This window comes from Pseudomonas sp. TH08 (genome assembly GCF_016651275.1).
GTDB lineage: Bacteria > Pseudomonadota > Gammaproteobacteria > Pseudomonadales > Pseudomonadaceae > Aquipseudomonas.
The window spans coordinates 1635537-1655510 of record NZ_JAEKEE010000001.1; the positions used below are offsets into that span (position 1 = coordinate 1635537).

Annotated in this window: 21 protein-coding genes and 1 tRNA gene; 11 read left to right on the forward strand and 11 right to left on the reverse strand. The window is 59.6% G+C overall.

Annotated elements, in window-relative coordinates; translation table 11 throughout:
• Positions 1 to 229: 229 nt before the first annotated feature.
• The 5 genes from JFT91_RS07620 to JFT91_RS07640 all read right to left on the reverse strand — a co-directional run bounded on the left by JFT91_RS07620 (position 230) and on the right by JFT91_RS07640 (position 4452).
• Positions 230 to 304, reverse strand: a tRNA-Phe gene (locus tag JFT91_RS07620).
• A 103-nt stretch (positions 305 to 407) separates the two neighbouring features.
• The gene (locus tag JFT91_RS07625; protein WP_008024947.1) at positions 408 to 680 is read right to left on the reverse strand and encodes an oxidative damage protection protein; all 273 of its coding nucleotides are present in this window, start codon (positions 678 to 680) and stop codon (positions 408 to 410) included.
• Positions 677 to 1750, reverse strand: coding sequence for an A/G-specific adenine glycosylase (gene mutY / locus JFT91_RS07630; protein ID WP_201231989.1), 1074 nt, complete (start codon positions 1748 to 1750; stop codon positions 677 to 679). The genes JFT91_RS07625 and mutY overlap by 4 nt, the downstream gene beginning before the upstream one ends.
• Positions 1747 to 3969 (reverse strand): AsmA family protein, encoded by a 2223-nt coding sequence (locus JFT91_RS07635; protein WP_201231990.1) that lies wholly within the window; start codon positions 3967 to 3969, stop codon positions 1747 to 1749. Before JFT91_RS07635 ends, mutY begins: the two co-directional genes overlap by 4 nt.
• A 78-nt stretch (positions 3970 to 4047) precedes the next feature.
• A complete protein-coding gene (locus JFT91_RS07640; RefSeq protein ID WP_201231991.1) occupies positions 4048 to 4452 on the reverse strand; it encodes an acetyl-CoA sensor PanZ family protein in 405 nt (134 codons plus the stop codon).
• Between the two features lie 318 nt (positions 4453 to 4770).
• Between JFT91_RS07640 and JFT91_RS07645 the strand changes: the two genes are divergently transcribed.
• From JFT91_RS07645 to JFT91_RS07675, 7 genes are all read left to right on the forward strand, one after another.
• On the forward strand, positions 4771 to 6435 hold the full coding sequence (locus JFT91_RS07645; RefSeq protein ID WP_201149385.1) for an OFA family MFS transporter: 1665 nt from the start codon (positions 4771 to 4773) through the stop codon (positions 6433 to 6435).
• 269 nt (positions 6436 to 6704) lie between these two features.
• Complete coding sequence (gene hisB / locus JFT91_RS07650; protein WP_042557195.1) at positions 6705 to 7298, forward strand: imidazoleglycerol-phosphate dehydratase HisB; 594 nt, start codon at positions 6705 to 6707, stop codon at positions 7296 to 7298.
• Positions 7298 to 7936: an imidazole glycerol phosphate synthase subunit HisH gene (gene hisH / locus JFT91_RS07655; protein WP_201231992.1), complete on the forward strand. Its 639-nt coding sequence runs from the start codon at positions 7298 to 7300 to the stop codon at positions 7934 to 7936. The genes hisB and hisH overlap by 1 nt, the downstream gene beginning before the upstream one ends.
• A complete protein-coding gene (locus JFT91_RS07660) occupies positions 7937 to 8227 on the forward strand; it encodes a DUF2164 domain-containing protein (protein WP_201231993.1) in 291 nt (96 codons plus the stop codon).
• 11 nt (positions 8228 to 8238) lie between these two features.
• Complete coding sequence (gene hisA / locus JFT91_RS07665) at positions 8239 to 8976, forward strand: 1-(5-phosphoribosyl)-5-[(5-phosphoribosylamino)methylideneamino]imidazole-4-carboxamide isomerase (protein WP_014336098.1); 738 nt, start codon at positions 8239 to 8241, stop codon at positions 8974 to 8976.
• 9 nt (positions 8977 to 8985) lie between these two features.
• A complete protein-coding gene (hisF, locus tag JFT91_RS07670) occupies positions 8986 to 9756 on the forward strand; it encodes an imidazole glycerol phosphate synthase subunit HisF (RefSeq protein ID WP_201229956.1) in 771 nt (256 codons plus the stop codon).
• Positions 9757 to 9829: 73 nt separating this feature from the next.
• Positions 9830 to 10585: a substrate-binding periplasmic protein gene (locus JFT91_RS07675; protein WP_201231994.1), complete on the forward strand. Its 756-nt coding sequence runs from the start codon at positions 9830 to 9832 to the stop codon at positions 10583 to 10585.
• Here the strand turns inward: JFT91_RS07675 and JFT91_RS07680 are convergent.
• The 5 genes from JFT91_RS07680 to gpmI form a co-directional block, all read right to left on the reverse strand.
• Positions 10566 to 11951, reverse strand: coding sequence for a Vps62-related protein (locus JFT91_RS07680; RefSeq protein ID WP_201231995.1), 1386 nt, complete (start codon positions 11949 to 11951; stop codon positions 10566 to 10568). The genes JFT91_RS07675 and JFT91_RS07680 overlap by 20 nt on opposite strands.
• Before the next feature lie 115 nt (positions 11952 to 12066).
• Positions 12067 to 12843: a divergent polysaccharide deacetylase family protein gene (locus JFT91_RS07685; RefSeq protein WP_201231996.1), complete on the reverse strand. Its 777-nt coding sequence runs from the start codon at positions 12841 to 12843 to the stop codon at positions 12067 to 12069.
• 2 nt (positions 12844 to 12845) lie between these two features.
• Positions 12846 to 14165, reverse strand: coding sequence for a S41 family peptidase (locus JFT91_RS07690; RefSeq protein WP_201229961.1), 1320 nt, complete (start codon positions 14163 to 14165; stop codon positions 12846 to 12848).
• Between the two features lie 34 nt (positions 14166 to 14199).
• Positions 14200 to 15486, reverse strand: a complete 1287-nt coding sequence (locus tag JFT91_RS07695) for a murein hydrolase activator EnvC family protein (protein WP_201229964.1) — start codon at positions 15484 to 15486, stop codon at positions 14200 to 14202.
• A gap of 301 nt (positions 15487 to 15787) precedes the next feature.
• Positions 15788 to 17317, reverse strand: coding sequence for a 2,3-bisphosphoglycerate-independent phosphoglycerate mutase (gpmI, locus tag JFT91_RS07700; RefSeq protein WP_201231997.1), 1530 nt, complete (start codon positions 17315 to 17317; stop codon positions 15788 to 15790).
• A gap of 153 nt (positions 17318 to 17470) precedes the next feature.
• On the opposite strand from gpmI, the gene JFT91_RS07705 reads away from it, so the two are divergent.
• The 3 genes from JFT91_RS07705 to secB are packed head-to-tail and all read left to right on the forward strand — an operon-like array spanning position 17471 to position 18682.
• The gene (locus JFT91_RS07705) at positions 17471 to 17884 is read left to right on the forward strand and encodes a rhodanese-like domain-containing protein (RefSeq protein WP_102354619.1); all 414 of its coding nucleotides are present in this window, start codon (positions 17471 to 17473) and stop codon (positions 17882 to 17884) included.
• The gene (gene grxC / locus JFT91_RS07710) at positions 17885 to 18139 is read left to right on the forward strand and encodes a glutaredoxin 3 (RefSeq protein WP_201231998.1); all 255 of its coding nucleotides are present in this window, start codon (positions 17885 to 17887) and stop codon (positions 18137 to 18139) included.
• Positions 18140 to 18196: 57 nt separating this feature from the next.
• On the forward strand, positions 18197 to 18682 hold the full coding sequence (gene secB, locus JFT91_RS07715) for a protein-export chaperone SecB (RefSeq protein WP_201149376.1): 486 nt from the start codon (positions 18197 to 18199) through the stop codon (positions 18680 to 18682).
• A gap of 156 nt (positions 18683 to 18838) precedes the next feature.
• On the opposite strand, the gene JFT91_RS07720 is transcribed toward secB, so the two are convergent.
• Positions 18839 to 19294 carry a tRNA (cytidine(34)-2'-O)-methyltransferase gene (locus JFT91_RS07720; RefSeq protein ID WP_201229968.1) on the reverse strand — a complete coding sequence of 152 codons (456 nt, stop codon included), beginning with the start codon at positions 19292 to 19294 and terminating at the stop codon, positions 18839 to 18841.
• Between JFT91_RS07720 and JFT91_RS07725 the strand changes: the two genes are divergently transcribed.
• The gene (locus JFT91_RS07725) at positions 19293 to 19733 is read left to right on the forward strand and encodes a hypothetical protein (RefSeq protein ID WP_201229970.1); all 441 of its coding nucleotides are present in this window, start codon (positions 19293 to 19295) and stop codon (positions 19731 to 19733) included. The genes JFT91_RS07720 and JFT91_RS07725 overlap by 2 nt on opposite strands.
• Positions 19734 to 19974 lie beyond the last annotated feature (241 nt).

The following is a 19974-nucleotide window of genomic DNA, read 5'->3' on the forward strand; positions in this document are numbered from 1 at the left end:
CGACCTAAGGGTCGAGAGTGTTGCGGGGCGCAAAGTAGAGCCAGTCATTGGCTCGCCAAGGCTTGGAGAAATACTGGCGAAATTTCCTACATGGGGAGAGATACAGATTTCGGGTTTTTTCCAGTACACCCGAGGTTGGGTGTATGGAGAAAAAGAGCGGCGGGGGAGGCGTGATCAAATCGCAGGCATAAAAAAACCCTGAATCTTGCGATTCAGGGTTTTCGGTATTTGGTGCCAGAGACGGAATCGAACCGCCGACACGGGGATTTTCAATCCCCTGCTCTACCGACTGAGCTATCTGGGCAACGGGGCGCATTAAAAGGGTTTTTCGGATTTACGTCAACGACTTTTTTAAAATTTCTTAAATTAATTCCGTCGCTTACGATCCGACCCCCGATTTTGCGGGTTTACTCTGCGGGCGGAACGTAGCCTTCGGCCTTGGCGTATTCCTCGCCGGAGAAGTACTTGTCCATTTCGCCCTGAAGATATTTGCGATCTTCGGCGTTCATCATGTTCAGACGCTTTTCGTTGATCAGCAGGGTTTGGTGTTTCTGCCAGTCAGCCCAGGCCTTGGCCGAGACGTGATCAAAAATATCCTGCCCTTTGGCGCCCGGGAAAGGAGCACGTTCCAGAGCGGGCAATTCTTCTTTGTACTTACGGCACATGATGGTGCGGGTCATGGTGACTCTCCTGCATTCAAGACAGCGGCCGCGCGTTCGAGCAAGGTTTTGACCGGGGCGGCAAGGCCCAGGCGCGGCGGGGTGGCGAGGTTATACCAGAGCCAGTCGGCCTCGGCCACGTGATGGGTGGCCTCCTGCACTTGCACTTGAACCAGCCAGGGTTCGATGGACAGCTGGAAATGGCTGAACGTGTGGACGAGGTTGGGCAGCGCCTGCTGCTCGCCCATGGTCAGCGAGTGCTGATCGGCGAGATGTTGCAGGTCGTCGAGGTCGTCGAGCTCCGGAAGGCTCCACAGGCCGCCCCACAAACCGCTCGACGGGCGACGGTAAAGCAGAATCGCGCCGTCGCCGTTGGCGAGCATCGGCATCAGCGTGCGCTTCTGCGGGATGGCTTTGCGCGGCTTGGGGATCGGGTAGCGGGTTTCGAGGCCGAGCATGTGCGCCTCGCAACCACGCTCCAGCGGGCACAGCAGGCAGCTCGGCTTGCTGCGCGTGCAGAGTGTGGCGCCGAGATCCATCATCGCCTGGGTGTAGGCGTTGACCCGATCGTGCGGCGTAAAGCGCTCTGCGTTGGCCCACAGCTGCTTGGCGACCTTCGGCTCGCCGGGGTAGCCCTCTTGCGCGGTAAAGCGCGCCAGCACGCGTTTGACGTTGCCGTCGAGAATCGGCGCGCGCAAACCCATGCTGATGCTTGCGATGGCGCCAGCGGTGGACAGGCCGATGCCCGGCAGATCGGTAAGCTTTTCGACGTCACGCGGAAACTCGCCGCCGTACTGGCTGACGACGATCTTCGCGGTCTTCTGCAAATTGCGCGCGCGAGTGTAGTAACCCAGACCTGTCCAAAGGTGCAGCACTTCGTCTTCCGGCGCTTCGGCCAGCGCTTCGACGGTGGGAAGCGCGGCCATGAAACGGTCGAAGTAATTCAGCACGGTGCTGACCTGGGTCTGCTGCAACATGATCTCCGACACCCATACCCGATACGGGTTGATGTCCTGTTGCCAAGGCAGATCGTGGCGGCCGTGGCGGTCGAACCATTCCAGCACCGCCGTTGAAAACTGCTCCGCTCTCATCGCTTGAACAGCCCCTTCAATGCGTTTTTCAGTTCCGGGCTGACTTTGTCGCCCAGTTTTTCGTCGATCTTCTCGCTCAGTTTGTCGCCGGCAATTTTGGTCGCGACCTGACCGAGACGCTCATTGTCGACGCGGCAGGCCTTGGCGCCGAGTTCCAGCGGGCCACGGCAACGCAGCGGCCACTCGATGCCGACGAACTTGTCGCCGACCTGACACGCCGGATCCGGCATGGCGCTGGTATCGCCTTCGACGATGATGCCGACGCGGTAGTCCATGCCCAGCACGCGCAGGTCGATGTCGCCATCACCGTTGACGGTCATGCCGGGGATGCGCACTTTCAGGTCGGGGTTGCTGGCAATGCCGTTACGGAAAGTCAGGTTGCCCTTGAGCTCCTGGAACGGCGTGTCCTTGCCGCGTGGTTCGCCGCTGAGGGACTTGCGGTTGAGCGTGGCGATGCCTTTGCACAACTGCTGCTCAAGGTTGGCGTTAAGCAGCACGCCGTTGTTGATGACGAAACTGGCGTTGCCGTTGAGGGTGTCGATCAGCGCCTGCTGGCTGTTGCCACTGCCGGTGATGTTGCTGGTCAAGGTCACCAGACCTTTGACCGGCGGGTTCTTGCCCTGGCTTTCGAGGATTTTCTCAGCCGGGACGCGGTTGAGTTTGGTCTGCAGGTTCAGCACTGGGGCGCTTGGGCGGACATCGAGGGTGCCCTTGGCTTCGAAACCGCCGTTGTACAGTTCACCGCTCAGGTTGGTCAGGGTCAGCAGGCCGCCCTGGCCGGTAGCCTTGAGTGCGGCGTTCTGGATCGGCAACCTGTCGAGGGTCAGTTGGCCGAAGGTCAGATCGGCATCCACGTCGAGTTTGGCCAGGCGTTCAACCGGCAGCAGGCGCTCGGTGCTCCAGGCGGTTTTGCTCGGCTTGTCCGGCAAAGGCGTCGAGCCCGCGCCGGCCATGGCGTCGGCTTCGGTGCTGGCGACTTCGGCCTGACGCACTTGCGCCGCGCTGTTGGCCTGCGCCGATTTTGGCGGCAGGTAGCGGTCGACGTTGAAAGTGTCGGCCTTGAGGATCGCCCGCAGCGATTGCTTGGCGAAGTCTTCGACGGCGATGCGCCCGCTGAAGCTGCTGTCGTCGAGTTTCAGGTTGATGTTGTCGAAGGCAACGCTGGTTGGCGTGGCGGCAACACGGCTGACCAGTTCGACCTTGCTCAGGCTGCCTTCGGCCATGGCCGGGAGTTTCTGGCCGATGCTGTCGACGAATTTAGCCAGATCGAACTGGGCGATGGAGACGCCGCCGGTGATCTGTGGGGTCTTGTCGAGGTCATTGGCTTTCAGCTCACCCAAGGCGCGCAATTGGTTGGCGGAGATCTTGATGCCTGTCCACTCGGCGACGTTCGCAGCTTTATCCAGCAACAACTGGCCCTGCGCGGAGAACGTCATGGTCTTGCCTTGCAACGGATCGCCCGCCAGTTCGCCGGACAGCTTCATGTCTTCGAACTTGTAGCGCTGCAGGGCGCGCTCGATGCGCAGCTCGCCCGTGAGTTCGGTGCGCACGCGCAGAACCGGCTGATTGGTGCCGAGGAATGCCGTGGCTTTTACCGGGATATTGGTCGAATCGTGCACCGGGCCGGTGCTCAACTGAATGCTCTCGGCGCTGAACTGCTTGCCGGTCTTCTCGTCGTTGTATTCAACGCGAGCGTTGTTGACGGTCAGGCTGTCGATGTCGAGCCGGATCGGTTGTGGTGGTTTTTCCACGGCGGCGGTGGTTTCGCTGGCCGGTTCGCCGGCTACAGCGGGCGGTGTTGCGCCAGCCGGAGCGGGGACCTTGCCGATGTCTTCCCAGTTGCCATGGCCGTCCTTGTCACGGTTCAGGCGCAGGTTCAGGCCTTCGACGCGCACGTCGCTCATCTGCACTTCGCGGCGCAGCAGCGGCAGCACGCGCACGGACAGGCCGAGCATCTGCAGATCGGCAAACGGTTCGGCAGGTTTGACCAGCGTAGCGACGCTGGCCTCGTGCAATTCCAGGCCGAGCCACGGGAACAGGCTCCAACCGATATCGCCATTGAGCGTCAGCTCGATGTGGGCCTTGTCGCGGGCTATCTGGCGGATCTCGTCTTTGTAATCGTTGGGATCGAAGAGGTGGGTCAGGGCAAAGCCTGCCGCCACAATGATCAGCAACAGCCCGAGAAGTACCAGACCCAGGATTTTGCCGAACGCTTTCATGGGCGAGTCCTTGTAGTTAGTCGAATTCGTAATTTAGCCGGGGAGTATAGCGCTGCAACTGCCCGGTTCGGTGTGGCGTCATGTTGCCGGTGTCTCCAGGAGCACTTGCAGCCTGGCGGCCAGCGCCTGTGCCTCAATCTGCCCGGCAGGCGCCAGCAGGCGCAGTTCGGCACCCGCTTGCGACGCCATTTTCTGCGCTTGGTTCACCAGCCGCTCGGCAACCCCACGACGTCGGGTAACTTTTCGCACGCACAAATGGGACAAGTACCAAACGTTGTGGTGCCTTTGCAGACGTGCGGCGCCGAGCAGCCGGTCATTGAAACGTCCGGCAATAAAACAGCCGTCAGCCAAGGCACGTTCGATCAGCTCGGCCTCCCCGGAAAACGGCGCGAACAGCCATTCGGGCGCGTCACGATAGATTTTCTGCAAATCCTGCTGATCCTGATAACTGGCGTCTGCAAGCGTCTCAACGATGACTGGCATGGTGGCTCCGTAGGAAAAGCCCTGCGTAGGAGTTGCCGCGGGCTGCGATCTTTTGATTTTGATTTTAAAAAAACAGGATCAAAAGATCGCAGCCTCCCGCCGTTCCAACAGGGAGGAGATCAGATGACATGAAAAAGGTGATATCAGTTTGGTTTTTCTGTCACCTGCAAATGGTAACCTTCGCCGGTTCGTCCGTCCTTCTGCGACTTAACGTCGCGCCTTCATGGAGCTTCACCTTAAAAAACGGTCATGCCTGCGTGCATAAGGCCGAGGGTGAACAGTGGCTGGCGAACCATACTAATAATTGGGGGATACACAATGAGCACGAGCATTACGGCGGACGGTCTCAAAGCCGACCAGCCTGCGTTCCTGTCCAAGGAGCGCATCATCGCCAAGCCCGGTTTCAACCGCTGGCTGGTGCCACCGGCCGCATTGGCCATTCACTTGTGCATCGGCATGGCCTACGGTTTTTCGGTGTTCTGGTTGCCGTTGTCGAAGGCACTGGGCATCACCGCGCCAGTGGCCTGCGCACCGGACATGAGCTTCATCGCACAAGTCTTCTCTTCGCAATGCGACTGGCCGATCTCGATGCTCGGCTGGATCTACACCCTGTTCTTCATCTTCCTCGGCTGCTCGGCAGCGATCTGGGGTGGCTGGCTGGAACACGCCGGGCCACGCAAGGCTGGCGTTGTATCGGCACTTTGCTGGTGCGGTGGTCTGCTGATTTCGGCGTTGGGGATTTATACCCACCAAATCTGGCTGATGTGGATCGGCTCCGGCGTGATCGGCGGTATCGGTCTGGGCCTGGGCTATATCTCGCCGGTGTCGACCCTGATCAAGTGGTTCCCGGACAAACGCGGCATGGCCACCGGCATGGCGATCATGGGCTTCGGTGGCGGCGCGATGGTCGGTGCACCGTTGGCCGCAGCGCTGATGGGCCATTTCGCTTCGCCAACCAGCGTCGGCGTATGGCAGAGCTTCCTGGTGATGGCCGCGATATATTTCGTGTTCATGATCGGCGGTGCATTGTCTTACCGCGTACCGCCAACAGGCTGGAAGCCTGAAGGCTGGACCGCTCCGGCGAAAAAAGCTTCGAACTCCATGATCACTCACCGTCACGTGCACGTGAATGTGGCGTGGAAAACTCCGCAATTCCGTCTGGTGTGGCTGGTGCTGTGCCTGAACGTATCGGCGGGTATCGGCATTCTGGGCATGGCGTCGCCGCTGTTGCAGGAAGTCTTTGGCGGTAAATTGATCGGTGTGGATCTGCCGTTCGGTCAACTGGACGCCGGCCAACTGGCTTCGATTGCCGCGATTGCGGCCGGGTTTACCGGTCTGCTGAGCCTGTTCAACATCGGTGGCCGCTTCTTCTGGGCATCGTTCTCGGACTATCTGGGCCGCAAAAACACTTATTTTGTGTTCTTCGCCCTGGGTTTTGCCCTGTACGCGCTGATCCCGAACCTCGGCCATTTGGGCAACGTTGCGCTGTTCGTGGCGGCGTTCTGCATCATTCTGTCGATGTACGGCGGCGGTTTCGCCACTGTTCCGGCGTATCTGGCTGACCTGTTCGGTACGCAGATGGTCGGCGCGATCCACGGTCGTCTGCTGACTGCCTGGGCTGCGGCCGGTGTGCTCGGTCCGGTGCTGGTGAACTACCTGCGTGAGTATCAGTTGAGCATCGGCGTGGAACGCGCCGCGGCTTACGACATCACGCTGTACATCCTCGCCGGTCTGCTGGTGCTGGGCTTCCTGTGCAACATGCTGGTACGCCCGGTGGCCGACAAGTACTTCATGACCGACGCCGAACTGGCTGCCGAACAGGCGCTGGGCCACGACAAAGGTGCTGATGCAACCACCGTGCTGGAGTGGAAAGCCGCGCCGGGCAGCAAGCCATTGGCGATTGCTGCGTGGCTGGTGGTGGGTATTCCGTTGGCGTGGGGTGTGTGGGTGACCTTGCAGAAGACGGCGGTACTGTTTCACTAAGTAATGGGTAAACGCAGTCCCCTGTGGGAGCGAGCCTGCTCGCGAAGACGGAATGTCAGTCGACATAAATGTTGGCTGGCCCACCGCATTCGCAAGCAGGCTCGCTCCCACATTTGTTTTTACGTTGCCTGTAATGGCTTGTATGCACATGTCTACCCGCGACAGCCGGGGCTTCTGTCTGTCAGGGATATCACCTCTCGTGTTTCTGTTTCGGCCCCGCGTGCCTATAATGGCTGCCTTTTTCGCCCAATGATTTTGCGGAGCTGGTGATGGCCGAACGTAAGGCTTCTGTCGAGCGCGACACTCTGGAAACCCAGATCAAAGCCTCGATCAACCTTGATGGCACCGGAAAGGCCCGATTCGATATCGGTGTTCCTTTTCTTGAGCACATGCTGGATCAGATCGCCCGTCACGGGTTGATCGACCTGGATATTGAATGCAAGGGCGATCTGCATATCGACGACCACCATACGGTGGAAGACGTCGGTATCACCCTCGGCCAGGCGTTTGCCAAAGCCATCGGCGACAAAAAGGGCATCCGTCGCTACGGCCACGCCTACGTGCCGCTCGATGAAGCGCTGTCGCGTGTGGTGATCGACTTCTCCGGTCGTCCAGGCCTGCAGATGCACGTGCCGTACACCCGTGCCACCGTCGGCGGCTTCGACGTTGACCTGTTCCAGGAGTTCTTCCAGGGCTTCGTCAACCATGCACTTGTCAGCATGCACATCGACAACCTGCGCGGCACCAACACTCACCACCAGATCGAAACCGTGTTCAAGGCTTTCGGCCGCGCGCTGCGCATGGCTGTGGAGCTGGATGAACGCATGGCCGGGCAAATGCCATCGACCAAAGGCGTTCTGTAATGCAGACGGTTGCAGTTATCGACTACGGCATGGGCAACCTGCACTCGGTGGCCAAGGCCCTCGAGCATGTCGGTGCCGGCAAAGTGCTGATCACCAGCGATGCCGACGTGATCCGTGAAGCTGACCGCGTGGTGTTCCCCGGCGTCGGCGCGATTCGCGATTGCATGGCGGAGATCCGTCGCCTCGGTTTCGACTCGCTGGTGCGTGAAGTCAGTCAGGATCGTCCGTTCCTCGGCATCTGTGTTGGCATGCAAGCCTTGCTCGACACCAGCGAAGAGAACGACGGCGTCGACTGCATCGGCCTTTTTCCGGGCGCGGTGAAGTTTTTCGGCAAAGATCTGCATGAAGACGGCGAGCACCTGAAAGTCCCGCACATGGGCTGGAACGAGGTGAAGCAGAAGGTCAGCCATCCGCTGTGGCATGACATCCCGGACATGGCGCGCTTCTACTTCGTGCACAGCTACTTCATTGCGGCTGCCAACGCGCGGCAAGTGGTGGGTGGCGGTCATTACGGCGTCGATTTCGCTGCGGCGCTGGCTGATGGCTCGCGCTTTGCCGTGCAGTTCCACCCGGAGAAGAGCCATACCCATGGCCTGCAATTGCTGCAGAACTTCGCCGCGTGGGATGGTCGCTGGTAAATGGCCGCCAAGAAGTCCAAGCCGCCGATCCTGACCCTCACTCCCGAGCAGGAGAGCGAGGCCAATCACAAGATCAAACGCTTCATGGAAGATCGTTTCGAACTCGACCTTGGGTCGTTCGAGGCGGCGGAGATTCTTGAGCTGTTTACCCGCGAAATTGCTCCGCACTATTACAACAGGGCGATTTTCGATGTGCAGACCCACCTCAAGGAGCGGTTTGAAAGCATCGAAAGCGACCTGTGGGCGCTCGAAAAAACTGATTTCCGAGCGAAGCTGAACATTCAAATTTGAAGGTTTGCCAGATGCTGATTATTCCCGCTATCGATCTTAAAGACGGTGCCTGCGTACGTCTGCGCCAGGGCCGCATGGAAGATTCCACAGTGTTCTCCGATGACCCGGTGAGCATGGCTGCCAAGTGGGTGGAGGGCGGTTGCCGTCGTCTGCATCTGGTCGATCTGAACGGTGCTTTTGAAGGCCAGCCAGTCAACGGTGAAGTGGTTACGGCGATTGCCAAACGCTACCCGAACCTGCCGATCCAGATCGGTGGCGGTATCCGCTCGCTGGAAACCATCGAGCACTACGTCAAGGCTGGCGTCAGCTACGTGATCATCGGCACCAAAGCCGTGAAAGATCCGGCATTCGTCGCTGAAGCGTGCCGTGCGTTCCCGGGCAAGATCATCGTCGGTCTGGATGCCAAAGACGGTTTTGTCGCCACCGATGGCTGGGCTGAAATCAGCACCGTGCAGGTTATTGATCTGGCCAAGCAGTTTGAAGCCGACGGCGTGTCCTCGATCGTTTATACCGACATCGCCAAAGACGGCATGATGCAGGGCTGCAACGTACCGTTTACCGCTGCGCTGGCCGCTGCGACCAAGATCCCGGTAATCGCTTCCGGCGGTATCCACAATCTCGGTGACATCAAGTCGCTGCTCGACGCCAAAGCGCCGGGCATCATCGGCGCCATCACCGGCCGAGCGATCTACGAAGGCACCCTCGACGTCGCCGAAGCGCAAGCTTTCTGCGATTCGTACAAAGGCTGAGGACTGACCATGGCGCTGGCCAAACGCATCATCCCTTGCCTGGACGTGGACAACGGCCGGGTCGTCAAAGGTGTGAAATTCGAAAACATCCGCGACGCCGGTGACCCGGTGGAAATCGCCCGTCGCTATGACGAGCAGGGTGCCGACGAGATTACTTTTCTCGACATCACCGCCAGCGTTGATGGCCGCGATACCACGCTGCATACCGTCGAGCGCATGGCCAGCCAGGTGTTTATTCCGCTGACCGTCGGTGGTGGCGTGCGTACCGTGCAGGACATTCGCAATTTGTTGAATGCCGGCGCGGACAAGGTGTCGATCAACACCGCTGCGGTGTTCAATCCGGAATTCGTTGGCGAAGCCGCGCAGCATTTCGGCTCGCAGTGCATCGTCGTCGCCATCGATGCCAAGAAAGTCTCCGGCCCTGGCGAAACCCCGCGCTGGGAAATCTTTACCCACGGCGGGCGCAAGCCAACCGGCCTCGACGCTGTCGAGTGGGCGAAGAAAATGGAAGGCCTCGGCGCCGGTGAAATCCTGCTGACCAGCATGGATCAGGACGGCATGAAAAGCGGTTTCGACCTCGGCGTGACCCGCGCCATCAGCGATGCGCTGGGCATTCCGGTGATCGCGTCCGGCGGTGTCGGCAACCTGCAGCATCTGGCCGACGGCATTCTCGAAGGCCACGCCAGCGCGGTATTGGCGGCGAGTATTTTCCACTTCGGCGAATACACCGTGCAGGAAGCCAAGGCCTACATGGCCAAACGCGGCATCGTGATGCGCTAAACCGTACAGGCCAGTGGACAGCATGGCGTACCCAAGGCACTCTTGGGCACGCCATGGATTTCGGTAGCCCGACATGATCAAACGCCTGCTTCTTGTTCTCGCCAGTGCCTCGTTGTTGCTCATCAACAACGCCCGGGCCGAAAACAGTCCTGACACCGATCTGGTGCTCCTCACCGAAAACTTCCCGCCGTACAACATGGCGAAGAACGGCAAGAACTTCGCCCAGGGCGAGAACATCAACGGCATCGCCACCGATATCGTCCGTGAGATGTTCCAGCGCGCCGGCATTACCTACAGCCTGACCCTGCGTTTCCCATGGGAGCGCGTCTACAAACTTGCGCTGGAAAATCCCGGCTACGGGGCCTTCGTGATGGCGCGCCTGCCGGATCGCGAAAAACTCTTCAAATGGGTCGGGCCCATCGGCCCGGACGACTGGATCATGTTGGCCAAGGCCGACAGCAAGATCACCCTCGAAACCCTCAACGATGCGCGCAAATACAAGATCGGCGCCTACAAGGGCGATGCGATTGCCGAGACGCTGACCAAGCAAGGCTTGAAGCCGGTGGTGGTGTTGCGTGATCAGGACAACGCCAAGAAACTCGTCAGTGGCCAGATTGATCTATGGGCCACGGGCGATCCGGCCGGGCGCTATCTGGCGCGGCAGGATGGCGTGACGGGGCTGAAGACGGTGTTGCGATTTAACAGCGCCGAGCTGTATCTGGCGCTGAACAAAGACGTCTCCGACGAAGTCGTCGCCAAGCTCCAGGCTGCGCTTGATCAGCTGCGCAAAGAAGGCGTGGTTGACGACATCATGGCAAGGTATCTGTAGCGTTCGGCAAGTCTGCTTCTGGCGCAGAGATAACGTTGACCTCATTGGTGTTGTGCACGGCACCTGCTTCTATTGGCGAGTTTGTCGTTATGGCAGGGCATATGACAACGGGCTCTTCTTTCTCCGCCGGATACTCGGTCAGATAAATGCTGGCGTCGTCGGAGTAGCCGAACTCTACAGCCACCAACGTACCGTCCTCACGTGTCAGCTCGTAATAGCTTTCCATCTGGTAAATCGCCACTGACTTGCTCCGGGGAGCCATGGCGAGGACGAGCTGAGGGCGCAACTCACTCCATCCGCTGAGGGATGTTTCGGTATGAGTGAAGTTCTTGTGCAGGCAAGCCGAGAACTTTGTCATTCGCACGTCACTCAATGCCGAGATCGGCCAGGCCTTTGTGACTTCCACTGAAGTGCTTCTGCTGAATATCCGCATCATTGCTGCGTCTTGAGCGCGACGAGCCGTCCATTTGATCGGTTGGCACTTGCCCGTTTTGTTATGGCAGTGTCCGACGAGCAGATGTTGGTCTGTCCTTTTCAGAGTGTAATAAGGCGATTTCTGGAATTGTTCGCTAGGACGTTCGAAGTCCCTGATCGCGAACCAGGGCAGTTTTGATGTTTGCGTGATCCGGGCGGGTGCATGTTGCGGCTTTTCATAGCCGGCAAGTGTCGGTGCCTCTGGTGGCGGGGTGACTTCGAGGGGAATCTGCATCCGTAGCGCATAAGCATTGGGTGTTGTTGCGGGCTTGTCGTGGTTCGGGGAACCGACAAAGGTCCCGGGGGCAAAACAGATCTCGCCTGCGGCGGCGGTGGGAGGCTCAATATGCCAAGCGCTGAAGCTCATCTTCGCGCCACTGCCTTTGTCGTTCCAGATCAAGTCTCCGACATTTGCTTCGACCACCAGATCCTTTCTGACGCAGCGAACCGTGTTGAGTGAAGGCTTGTTATGGTCGTTGGAGCAGACCAGTCCCAATGCGACATAGCCGGTCGGTGCAACAGGACGCCATATTGAAGTGCGGGTAACCGCTGCTGACCCCGTCTCTTTCCAGACCAGCTCAAAGTCGCTGGGGCGGCTGAGAGCCCGTTTCCTTGTGTTTGCAGCACCGCCTGAATCGCCTTCGCAGACGACTGCCGCGATGATTTCTCCATTGATGTTGGCACTTCCGGAAATGGCAATGTCACCGAGGGAGAAATAGCCAGGCAATGCATCCGGGGCGGGGGTAGGGCGCCAGAAGGACGCGGGTTTCCCGCGAGCGCCGGTGGTATCCCAGACGCGGTGAAACTCGGTGGTGAAGTTGATCAGCAGATTGTCGAGTTTTATGGGCTCCATTTGCCCGGCTGGCACAGCGGTTTCGTCATGCGTAGTCATAGTCACTCCTGATAGTTGAAAGGCGACTCAGGGAGTCGCGACCTGTTGCAGGTCTCACTATCGGGAAGTGGGCCAAGTCGCTGGCGGTAACTATGTATTGCCTGGTGACAGCGTGTTACCGATACACGCCGTCTTTGCCATGACCGGCCATGGCGCGATTGCTGCGCACGCTGATCATCTGTCGAATATCAATCCACTCAATCCCTTGGGCCTTTAGCTTCGGCAATTCTCGCTCCAGCACCGCCAGCGTCTGCGGATACGGATGGCCGATCATCACCGCCGAACCCTGCTTGTGCGCCAGGCTGATTGCCGTCTGTAGCTGCGTGTAGATTGCCGCCTCAGTACGCTCGTCATCGAGAAACACATCCCGCGAAACACTCGCCAGATCGATCTTCTGCGCCTGTTGCGCGGCGACGGTCTGCGCGCTAGTGCGGCTGTCGACGAAGAATTTGTGCCGGCGCTGCAACTCACCCATCAACCACGCCATCGCCACCGGTTGCGCGGTCATGCGGCTGCCCATGTGGTTATTGATGCCAGCGGTGTAAGGGACCATTTTGAACGCGGCGTTCAGGCGTTTTTCGAGTTCCTCGATGGGCAGTTCGGGGTGCCACGCATAAGGCCCGGTGGCCGGGTCCATGGGCATGTGCAGGATGACGATCTTGCCCGCGCGATGGGCTTCGCGGGCAAACTCGGTGGCGTGCGGGGTGTCGGGCATGATTGCCGTGGTCACCGGGCCAGGCAGCGCGAGCACGCGGCGATCCCGGGGCAGGTTCTGCCCCAGGTCGTCGATGATCAGCGTCAGGTAGGCTTTGTGTGGCTTTGTGCTGGCGGGCTCTGCGTGAGCAGCACCCGCAAGACAGCACAACAGAACGAAGACGAAACGCAGAGACATCCTCAACGGCCGGACGTAATGCTCAGCCCTTTGAGCAGGCTCAGGGCCTGGGCCAGTTGGTAGTCGTCGTCCTGCGGCATGGCTTTGGCCTTGGCCCCGGAACCGGTAGGTTTGTCGGCGCCGCCGTTGCCGTTGCCCAGATGACCCTGCAGATCGGCTTCCTTGAAGTAATCGCCGTCGGCTTCGTTGGTGATCTTCGCCTTGCGCACTTCGATGTCCGGGACGATGCCCTGAGCCTGAATCGAGCGGCCATTCGGCGTGAAGTACAGCGCCGTGGTGATCTTCAGGGCGCGGTCGTTATTAAGTGGCAGCACGGTTTGCACCGAGCCCTTGCCGAAACTGGTAGTGCCCATGACCACGGCGCGTTTCTGATCCTGCAAGGCGCCGGCGACGATTTCCGATGCCGAGGCGCTGCCACCGTTGATCAGCACGACCATCGGCACCGCTTCGCTTTCGTCTTTGCCGGTGGCCGAGAAGCGCAGTTCGGAGTTGGCGATGCGGCCCTTGGTGTAAACGATCAGGCCTTTGGTGATGAAGTGGTCGACCACTTCCACCGCTGCCTGCAACACGCCGCCCGGGTTGTTGCGCAGGTCGAGAATGATGCCGTTGAGCTTCTTGCCGTTGTCCTTGCGCATCTTCGCCAAGGCCTTGGAGACCTCTTCGCCGGTCTTGACCTGGAACTGGGTGATGCGGATGTAGCCGTAGCCCGATTCAAGCAGCTGCGCTTTCACGCTCTTCACCTGAATCACCGCGCGGGCGAGGGTCACGTCGAATGGCGTGCCGCCGTCACGTACCAAAGTCAGGGTGATTTTCTGGCCGATCTTGCCGCGCATCTTGTCGACAGCTTCGGTCATGGTCTGGCCACGCGTTGGCTGACCGTTGATCTTGACGATGAAGTCGCCAGCCTGAATGCCGGCCTTCGATGCTGGCGTGTCATCGATTGGCGAGACGACTTTGATAAAGCCGTCTTCGGAGCCGACTTCAATGCCCAGGCCGCCGAATTCGCCGCTGGTGCTTTCCTGCAACTCGGTGAAATCTTCAGGGCCAAGGTAAGCCGAGTGCGGATCGAGGTTGCTGAGCATGCCCTTGATCGCGTTTTCCAGCAGGGTCTTGTCGTCCACCGGTTCGACGTAGGCCGCTTTGATCCGGTCCATGACCTCGGCAAAGGTGCGCAACTCATCCAGTGGCAGCGGGGCCTTGGAGGTCGCGGCAGTGCCTGCCGGAGCGACGGCCGGGGCCGGTTGAGCGGCAAACGCCAGAGGCGCGCCGATCACCAGGGCGATCGTCAGGGCCAGCGAGGTAAGACGGGACAAATGCAGCATGTCGAACGAACTCCTAAAATTGGTGACTCAACGCCTATCCTTGCGCGTGGCACCATTGCGCCGGATCACTCGGGTGACCCTGCTGACGAATTGCGAAATACAGCGCTGGTGTGTCCTGACCGCCACTGTTACCGACAGTGGAGATCGACTCACCGGCTTTTACCACGTCACCGGCCGACTTGAGCAGCGTCTGGTTGTGACCGTAAAGACTCAGAAAACCGTTGCCGTGATCAAGGATCACCAGCAGCCCGGCACCACGCAACCAGTCGGCGAAGACGACGCGACCACCGTGTACGGCATGCACCTGGCTGCCGGCGGAGGCGCTGATCATCACGCCATCCCACTTGGTGCGGGCGTCGTCGCCACGGCTTTCGCCGAAGCGTGCCAGCAGTCGACCATCAACCGGCCAAGGAAGTTTTCCCCGCGTTGCAGCAAAAGGGCCACCGAAGGTCTCGCCGCTGCTGGAAACCAGCGCGCCGGGTGTTGATCTGGCTGGTTTGCGTGGGGCGTCGCTGTTTTCAGCCTGCGCCTCACGTAAACGCTTTTTTTCCGCTTCCTGCTGGGCGATCAGCGCTTTCTGCCGCGCTTCTTCTGCCTCACGGGCCTGACGGGCCAGGGTTTCTTCAATGGTTTTAAGGACTTTAGACAGGTCTGCCTGATCCTGCTCGCGCGCGGCCAGTTTCTGGTCGCGGGCTTTCACGTCATCGTTGAGCTTGGCGAGGACTTGCTGGCGTTCCTTGCGGACATTTTCCAGTTCGTCGCGTTGGCTATCGAGCGTGCTTTTCTGCACCAGCAATTGCGCTTGCTGGGCGGCAATGTCTTTTTCGACATTCGCCAGTTGGCGCAGGGTTTCGTTGAAGTTCTTCAACTGCTCCAGGCGGGCCTGGCTCAGATAATCGTAATAGGTGAGGGTGCGGGCGAATTTCTCGGGATTCTGCTGGTTGAGCAGCAGTTTGAGGTATTCCTGCCGACCGTTCTGATAGGCCGCACGGGCCTGAATGGCGATCAATCGCTGCTGTTCAGTGCGCGCGCTCTGGAGTTTTTTTTTCTCTGCATCGAGTCGCTGCAGCTCGGATTCGCTTTTCTGCAGTTCTTTCTGCAGGGCGTCGACCTGTTTCTGTAGCTTGCCCAGCTCGGTCTCGGTGCCCTTGAGCTCCTTCTGCACGCCGGATTTTTCTTCCTGGACCTTGCCCAGCAGTTTTTTCAGCTCGGCAATGTCCTGACGCGTGGCGTCCAACTGCTGTTGGGTTTGCGCGCGCTCGTCAGCGAAGGCCGGTTGGAGCAGGCAGGTCAGAGCGAGGGCGATCAGGACGCGGAGCATAGAGGCGGGCGGCACCAGGGTAAGGGACGGCCTAGTATGCCCGCCCGAGGCTGCAAAAAAAACGCCCAATTGGGCCTGTGTGATAACTGGCCTGAAAAACACCACAAACCAATGTAGGAGTGACCTGTGGCGAGGGGATTCATCCCCGATGGGTGGCGAAGCCGCCCTAAAACCGAACGCCGCGGTATGTCAGGTACACCGCGTGTGTTGGTATTACGGCTGCTGCGCAGCCGATCGGGGATAAATCCCCTCACCACAAACCCATTCCCACAGGTTTTTTCAGCGTTTTAGCCGGCGCGGTTTACACCAGAATCGAGGTGCCGGTCATTTCCGTCGGTTTTTCCAGGCCCAGCAGTTTCAGCATGGTCGGTGCCACGTCTGCCAGCACGCCGCCTTCACGCACCTTGAGGTCGCGCTTGCCGACATAAATGAACGGCACTGGCTCGGTGGTGTGCGCGGTGTGCGCCTGGTGGGTTTCTTCATCGGCCATTTTCTCGACGTTGCCGTGGTCGGCAGTGATCAGCGCTTCGCCGCCGACCTTTTCCAGCGCTTCGACGATGCGACCGACACAGGTGTCGAGGCATTCAACGGCTTTCACTGCTGCATCGAACACGCCGCTATGGCCGACCATGTCGCCGTTGGCGTAGTTGACCACGATCACGTCGTAGCGCTGGTTTTCGATGGCCTCGACGATACGGTCGGTGACCTCAGGGGCGCTCATTTCCGGCTGCAAGTCATAGGTGGCGACTTTCGGCGACGGGATCAGAATGCGCTCTTCGCCCGGGAACGGCTCTTCGCGACCGCCGGAGAAGAAGAAGGTCACGTGCGCGTACTTCTCGGTTTCAGCGATGCGCAGCTGGGTTTTGCCGTTTTTCGCCAGATAGTCGCCAAGGACGTTTTTCAGGCTGCCCGGGGCGAACGCCGACGGTGCAGGAATGCTCGCCGCGTATTGAGTCAGCATGACAAAACCGGCCAGTTTTGGCTGGCGCGCGCGCTCGAAGTCCCTGAAATCGTCCTCGACAAACACGCGGGTCAGCTCGCGGGCACGGTCGGCGCGGAAATTCATGAACACCACGGCGTCGCCGTCTTCAACCTTGACCGGCTCACCAATGGTGGTGGCTTTGACGAATTCGTCGCTCTCGCCGCGAGCATAGGCAGCGTCCAGACCTTCCTGGGCAGTGGCGGCGTTGAATTCGCTGTTGCCATCGACGATCAGGTTGTAGGCCTGAGCGACGCGATCCCAGCGATTGTCACGGTCCATGGCGAAGTAGCGACCGATGATGCTGGCAATGCGGCCCTTGCCGAGCGCCTGGAAGGTCGCGTCGAGCAGTTCGATCGACGATGCAGCACTTTTCGGTGGCGTATCGCGACCGTCGAGGAAGGCGTGCAGGTAGATTTTTTCGGCGCCGCGCTTGAACGCCAGTTCGGCCATGGCAATCAGGTGATCCTGGTGGCTGTGTACGCCGCCATCGGACAGCAGGCCCATGAAGTGCACGGCTTTGCCGGCGGCCACGGCCTTATCCACAGCGGCGCATATGGTCGGGTTCTCGAAGAACTCACCGTCGCGGATCGACTTGGTCACGCGGGTGAAATCCTGATACACCACGCGACCGGCGCCGAGGTTCATGTGGCCGACTTCGGAATTGCCCATCTGCCCGTCCGGCAGGCCGACGTCCATGCCGCTGCCCGAGATCAAGCCGTTCGGCACGGTGGCGCAAAGGCGATCCAGTACAGGCTTGTTTGCCGCATAAACGGCATTGGACTCGTGGCTGTCACTGTGACCGAAGCCGTCGAGAATCATCAGAACCAAAGGTTTAGGCGTGGTAGTCATGGAATCCACTCGTGGCTAATAAAGAAGAGGGCGATGGAAAAGGGAGTTGGAGTTTAAAGCTAAGTTCCGACCGCGTCACCGCCGGACGGGGTTTGGCCGACCATAGTGGCTGTGTATACTGGCCGACATTTTAACGCCCTGGAACCTCCTTCGATGGTTGCTCACCTGATTGAATTTGCCACTAACCACTACATTCTTGTCGGTATCTTCGTCGTACTGCTGGCTCTGCTGCTGGCGCACACGATGCAGGGCGGCGGTAAAAGCCTGAGCACCGGCGAACTGACCGCGCTGGTCAACAAAGAAGCAGGCGTGGTGGTGGACATCCGCCCAGCGAAGGATTTCGCCGCCGGCCACATCGTTGGCGCCGTGAACATTCCCCAGGACAAACTGGCTGCGCGTATCGGCGAGCTGGAAAAACACAAGGCCAAGACCATCATTCTGGTCGACGCATTGGGCCAGACTGCTGGCACCCACGCCCGCGAACTGATGAAATCCGGCTTCACCGCCGCCAAGCTGTCCGGCGGGATCTCCAGCTGGAAAGGCGACAACCTGCCGCTGGTGAAATAAATGAGCGAAGTCATCGTCTACTCCAGCGATTACTGCCCTTATTGCATGCGAGCCAAGCAACTGCTCGCGAACAAAGGTGTGGCCTTCAAAGAGATCAAGGTCGATGGCAAGCCGCAGGTGCGTGCCGCCATGGCCCAGAAAGCGGGGCGCACGTCCGTGCCGCAGATCTGGATCGGCAGCCAGCACGTCGGCGGTTGTGACGATTTATTTGCCCTGGAGCGCGCCGGCAAGCTCGACGCGCTGCTCAAGGCCTGAACGGCTGCACCCACGTACAGCACTCCCTAAAAGACCCAAGATCAGAAAGGATCTGAGATGACTGACCAACAGAACACTGCAGCCAGCGAAGAAGACACCGCACCGCAATTCTCCTTGCAGCGCATCTACGTTCGCGACCTGTCCTTCGAAGCCCCGAAAAGCCCGGCGATCTTCCGTCAGCAGTGGGATCCGACCGTTGGTCTGGATCTGAACACTCGCCAGAAAGAACTCGAAGGCGATTTCTACGAAGTCGTACTGACCCTGTCCGTGACCGTGAAAAACGGTGACGAAGTGGCCTTCATCGCTGAAGTGCAACAGGCCGGTATCTTCCTGATCAAGAACCTGGATGCGGCTTCGATGAGCCACACCCTGGGTGCGTTCTGCCCGAACATCCTGTTCCCGTATGCTCGCGAGACCCTGGACAGCCTGGTCACCCGTGGCTCGTTCCCGGCGCTGATGCTGGCTCCGGTGAACTTCGACGCCCTGTACGCGCAAGAACTGCAGCGCATGCAGGAAAGCGGCGAGACGCCAACCGTTCAATAAATGGTAGAGCCACAACGAAAAAAGCGCCGTAACAGGCGCTTTTTCTTGGCTTTTGATTCTGTAGGAGCTGCCGAAGGCTGCGATCTTTCGATTTTTGCATCTAAGAGCAGGATCAAAAGATCGCAGCCTTCGGCAGCTCCTACAGGGGACTGCGTGTTACTTGAAGTCGTTCTGGCGCCAGGCTTCGTACACCGCGACTGCGACGGTGTTGGACAGGTTCAGGCTGCGGCAGCCTTCGCGCATCGGCAGCCGCAGGCGCTGTTCGGCCGCAAGAGCGTCCAGTACTTCTGGCGGCAGGCCACGGCTTTCCGGGCCGAAGATGAACGCATCGCCCGGAACGAACGCGGCATCATGAAACGGTCGCGAGCCCTTGGTGGTGAACGCGAACAACCGTGGGTTGCCGAGGCTCTCCAGGCAACTGGCGAGATCCGCGTGGCGTTGCAGCGTGGCATATTCGTGGTAGTCGAGGCCGGCACGACGCAAGCGCTTGTCGTCCATCTCGAAACCCAGCGGTTCGATCAAATGCAGGTGGCAGCCGCTGTTGGCGCACAGCCTGATAACGTTGCCGGTATTCGGCGGAATTTCTGGTTGAAAAAGGATGACGTGAAACATGCACGGCTCCGAAGGTAAAGATGAGCGGCATTCTACGCCGCCTGTGGACAACCGTTCGAAACTATTCCCGCGCGTGATCGGTTCGCTGGCGATTGTCGGCTTGATGATCGGTTTGATGATCGGCCGCCTGACCACGCCGGACCCGACCGTGCTGCAACAGGTCGAGGTGACTGACGGCGGATTGGTGGTGTGGTTCAACAATGCGCCGAAGCTGCATGGCGAAGTCATCGATGGCACGGTGGCGCTGCTGTTCCAGGCCGAGGGCAAGGCGCAGAAAGGCCAGCTCAAGCTCAACGGCAAGGACGTCAATTGGCGTACGCGAGCGAGTGATGGTGGGTTGTTGCTGACGGTGCTGGCGGCGCGGCCGCTGCAGGGCGACTGGGCCGGCAGCGAGGTCGATGACCGCTGGCGGCTGGAGATTCATCTGCGCGAGCAATAAAAGCGGGAATCCCTGACCTGCCTGTATCAGGGTTCCCAAAACGGCGTGGACTTCGCGTGACGCGTCGGTCCAGTGTAAAGAGGGAACCCCCGGCCTGCCTGTACCAAGGATCCCAAAAGGGTGGGCGTATCGCGTTGCGATGGACGTCCGGTGTAAAGAGGGGAATCCCCGGCCTGCCTGTACCAAGGTCCCCGAAACGGCTGGTCAATCGAATCACCTGTAAGAGTTATTGCAGGGGGCG

What these genes read in the sequence shown, in the direction of transcription:
- JFT91_RS07690 (WP_201229961.1), bottom strand. Translation starts at nt 14,165, where the DNA reads ATGCTGCATTTGTCCCGTCTTACCTCGCTGGCCCTGACGATCGCCCTG.
- JFT91_RS07695 (WP_201229964.1), bottom strand. Translation starts at nt 15,486, where the DNA reads ATGCTCCGCGTCCTGATCGCCCTCGCTCTGACCTGCCTGCTCCAACCG.
- JFT91_RS07705 (WP_102354619.1), top strand. Translation starts at nt 17,471, where the DNA reads ATGGTTGCTCACCTGATTGAATTTGCCACTAACCACTACATTCTTGTC.
- JFT91_RS07645 (WP_201149385.1), top strand. Translation starts at nt 4,771, where the DNA reads ATGAGCACGAGCATTACGGCGGACGGTCTCAAAGCCGACCAGCCTGCG.
- JFT91_RS07675 (WP_201231994.1), top strand. Translation starts at nt 9,830, where the DNA reads ATGATCAAACGCCTGCTTCTTGTTCTCGCCAGTGCCTCGTTGTTGCTC.
- hisA (WP_014336098.1), top strand. Translation starts at nt 8,239, where the DNA reads ATGCTGATTATTCCCGCTATCGATCTTAAAGACGGTGCCTGCGTACGT.
- hisH (WP_201231992.1), top strand. Translation starts at nt 7,298, where the DNA reads ATGCAGACGGTTGCAGTTATCGACTACGGCATGGGCAACCTGCACTCG.
- mutY (WP_201231989.1), bottom strand. Translation starts at nt 1,750, where the DNA reads ATGAGAGCGGAGCAGTTTTCAACGGCGGTGCTGGAATGGTTCGACCGC.
- JFT91_RS07660 (WP_201231993.1), top strand. Translation starts at nt 7,937, where the DNA reads ATGGCCGCCAAGAAGTCCAAGCCGCCGATCCTGACCCTCACTCCCGAG.
- hisF (WP_201229956.1), top strand. Translation starts at nt 8,986, where the DNA reads ATGGCGCTGGCCAAACGCATCATCCCTTGCCTGGACGTGGACAACGGC.
- gpmI (WP_201231997.1), bottom strand. Translation starts at nt 17,317, where the DNA reads ATGACTACCACGCCTAAACCTTTGGTTCTGATGATTCTCGACGGCTTC.
- JFT91_RS07625 (WP_008024947.1), bottom strand. Translation starts at nt 680, where the DNA reads ATGACCCGCACCATCATGTGCCGTAAGTACAAAGAAGAATTGCCCGCT.
- JFT91_RS07635 (WP_201231990.1), bottom strand. Translation starts at nt 3,969, where the DNA reads ATGAAAGCGTTCGGCAAAATCCTGGGTCTGGTACTTCTCGGGCTGTTG.
- grxC (WP_201231998.1), top strand. Translation starts at nt 17,885, where the DNA reads ATGAGCGAAGTCATCGTCTACTCCAGCGATTACTGCCCTTATTGCATG.
- JFT91_RS07640 (WP_201231991.1), bottom strand. Translation starts at nt 4,452, where the DNA reads ATGCCAGTCATCGTTGAGACGCTTGCAGACGCCAGTTATCAGGATCAG.
- JFT91_RS07680 (WP_201231995.1), bottom strand. Translation starts at nt 11,951, where the DNA reads ATGACTACGCATGACGAAACCGCTGTGCCAGCCGGGCAAATGGAGCCC.
- secB (WP_201149376.1), top strand. Translation starts at nt 18,197, where the DNA reads ATGACTGACCAACAGAACACTGCAGCCAGCGAAGAAGACACCGCACCG.
- JFT91_RS07720 (WP_201229968.1), bottom strand. Translation starts at nt 19,294, where the DNA reads ATGTTTCACGTCATCCTTTTTCAACCAGAAATTCCGCCGAATACCGGC.
- hisB (WP_042557195.1), top strand. Translation starts at nt 6,705, where the DNA reads ATGGCCGAACGTAAGGCTTCTGTCGAGCGCGACACTCTGGAAACCCAG.
- JFT91_RS07685 (WP_201231996.1), bottom strand. Translation starts at nt 12,843, where the DNA reads ATGTCTCTGCGTTTCGTCTTCGTTCTGTTGTGCTGTCTTGCGGGTGCT.
- JFT91_RS07725 (WP_201229970.1), top strand. Translation starts at nt 19,293, where the DNA reads ATGCACGGCTCCGAAGGTAAAGATGAGCGGCATTCTACGCCGCCTGTG.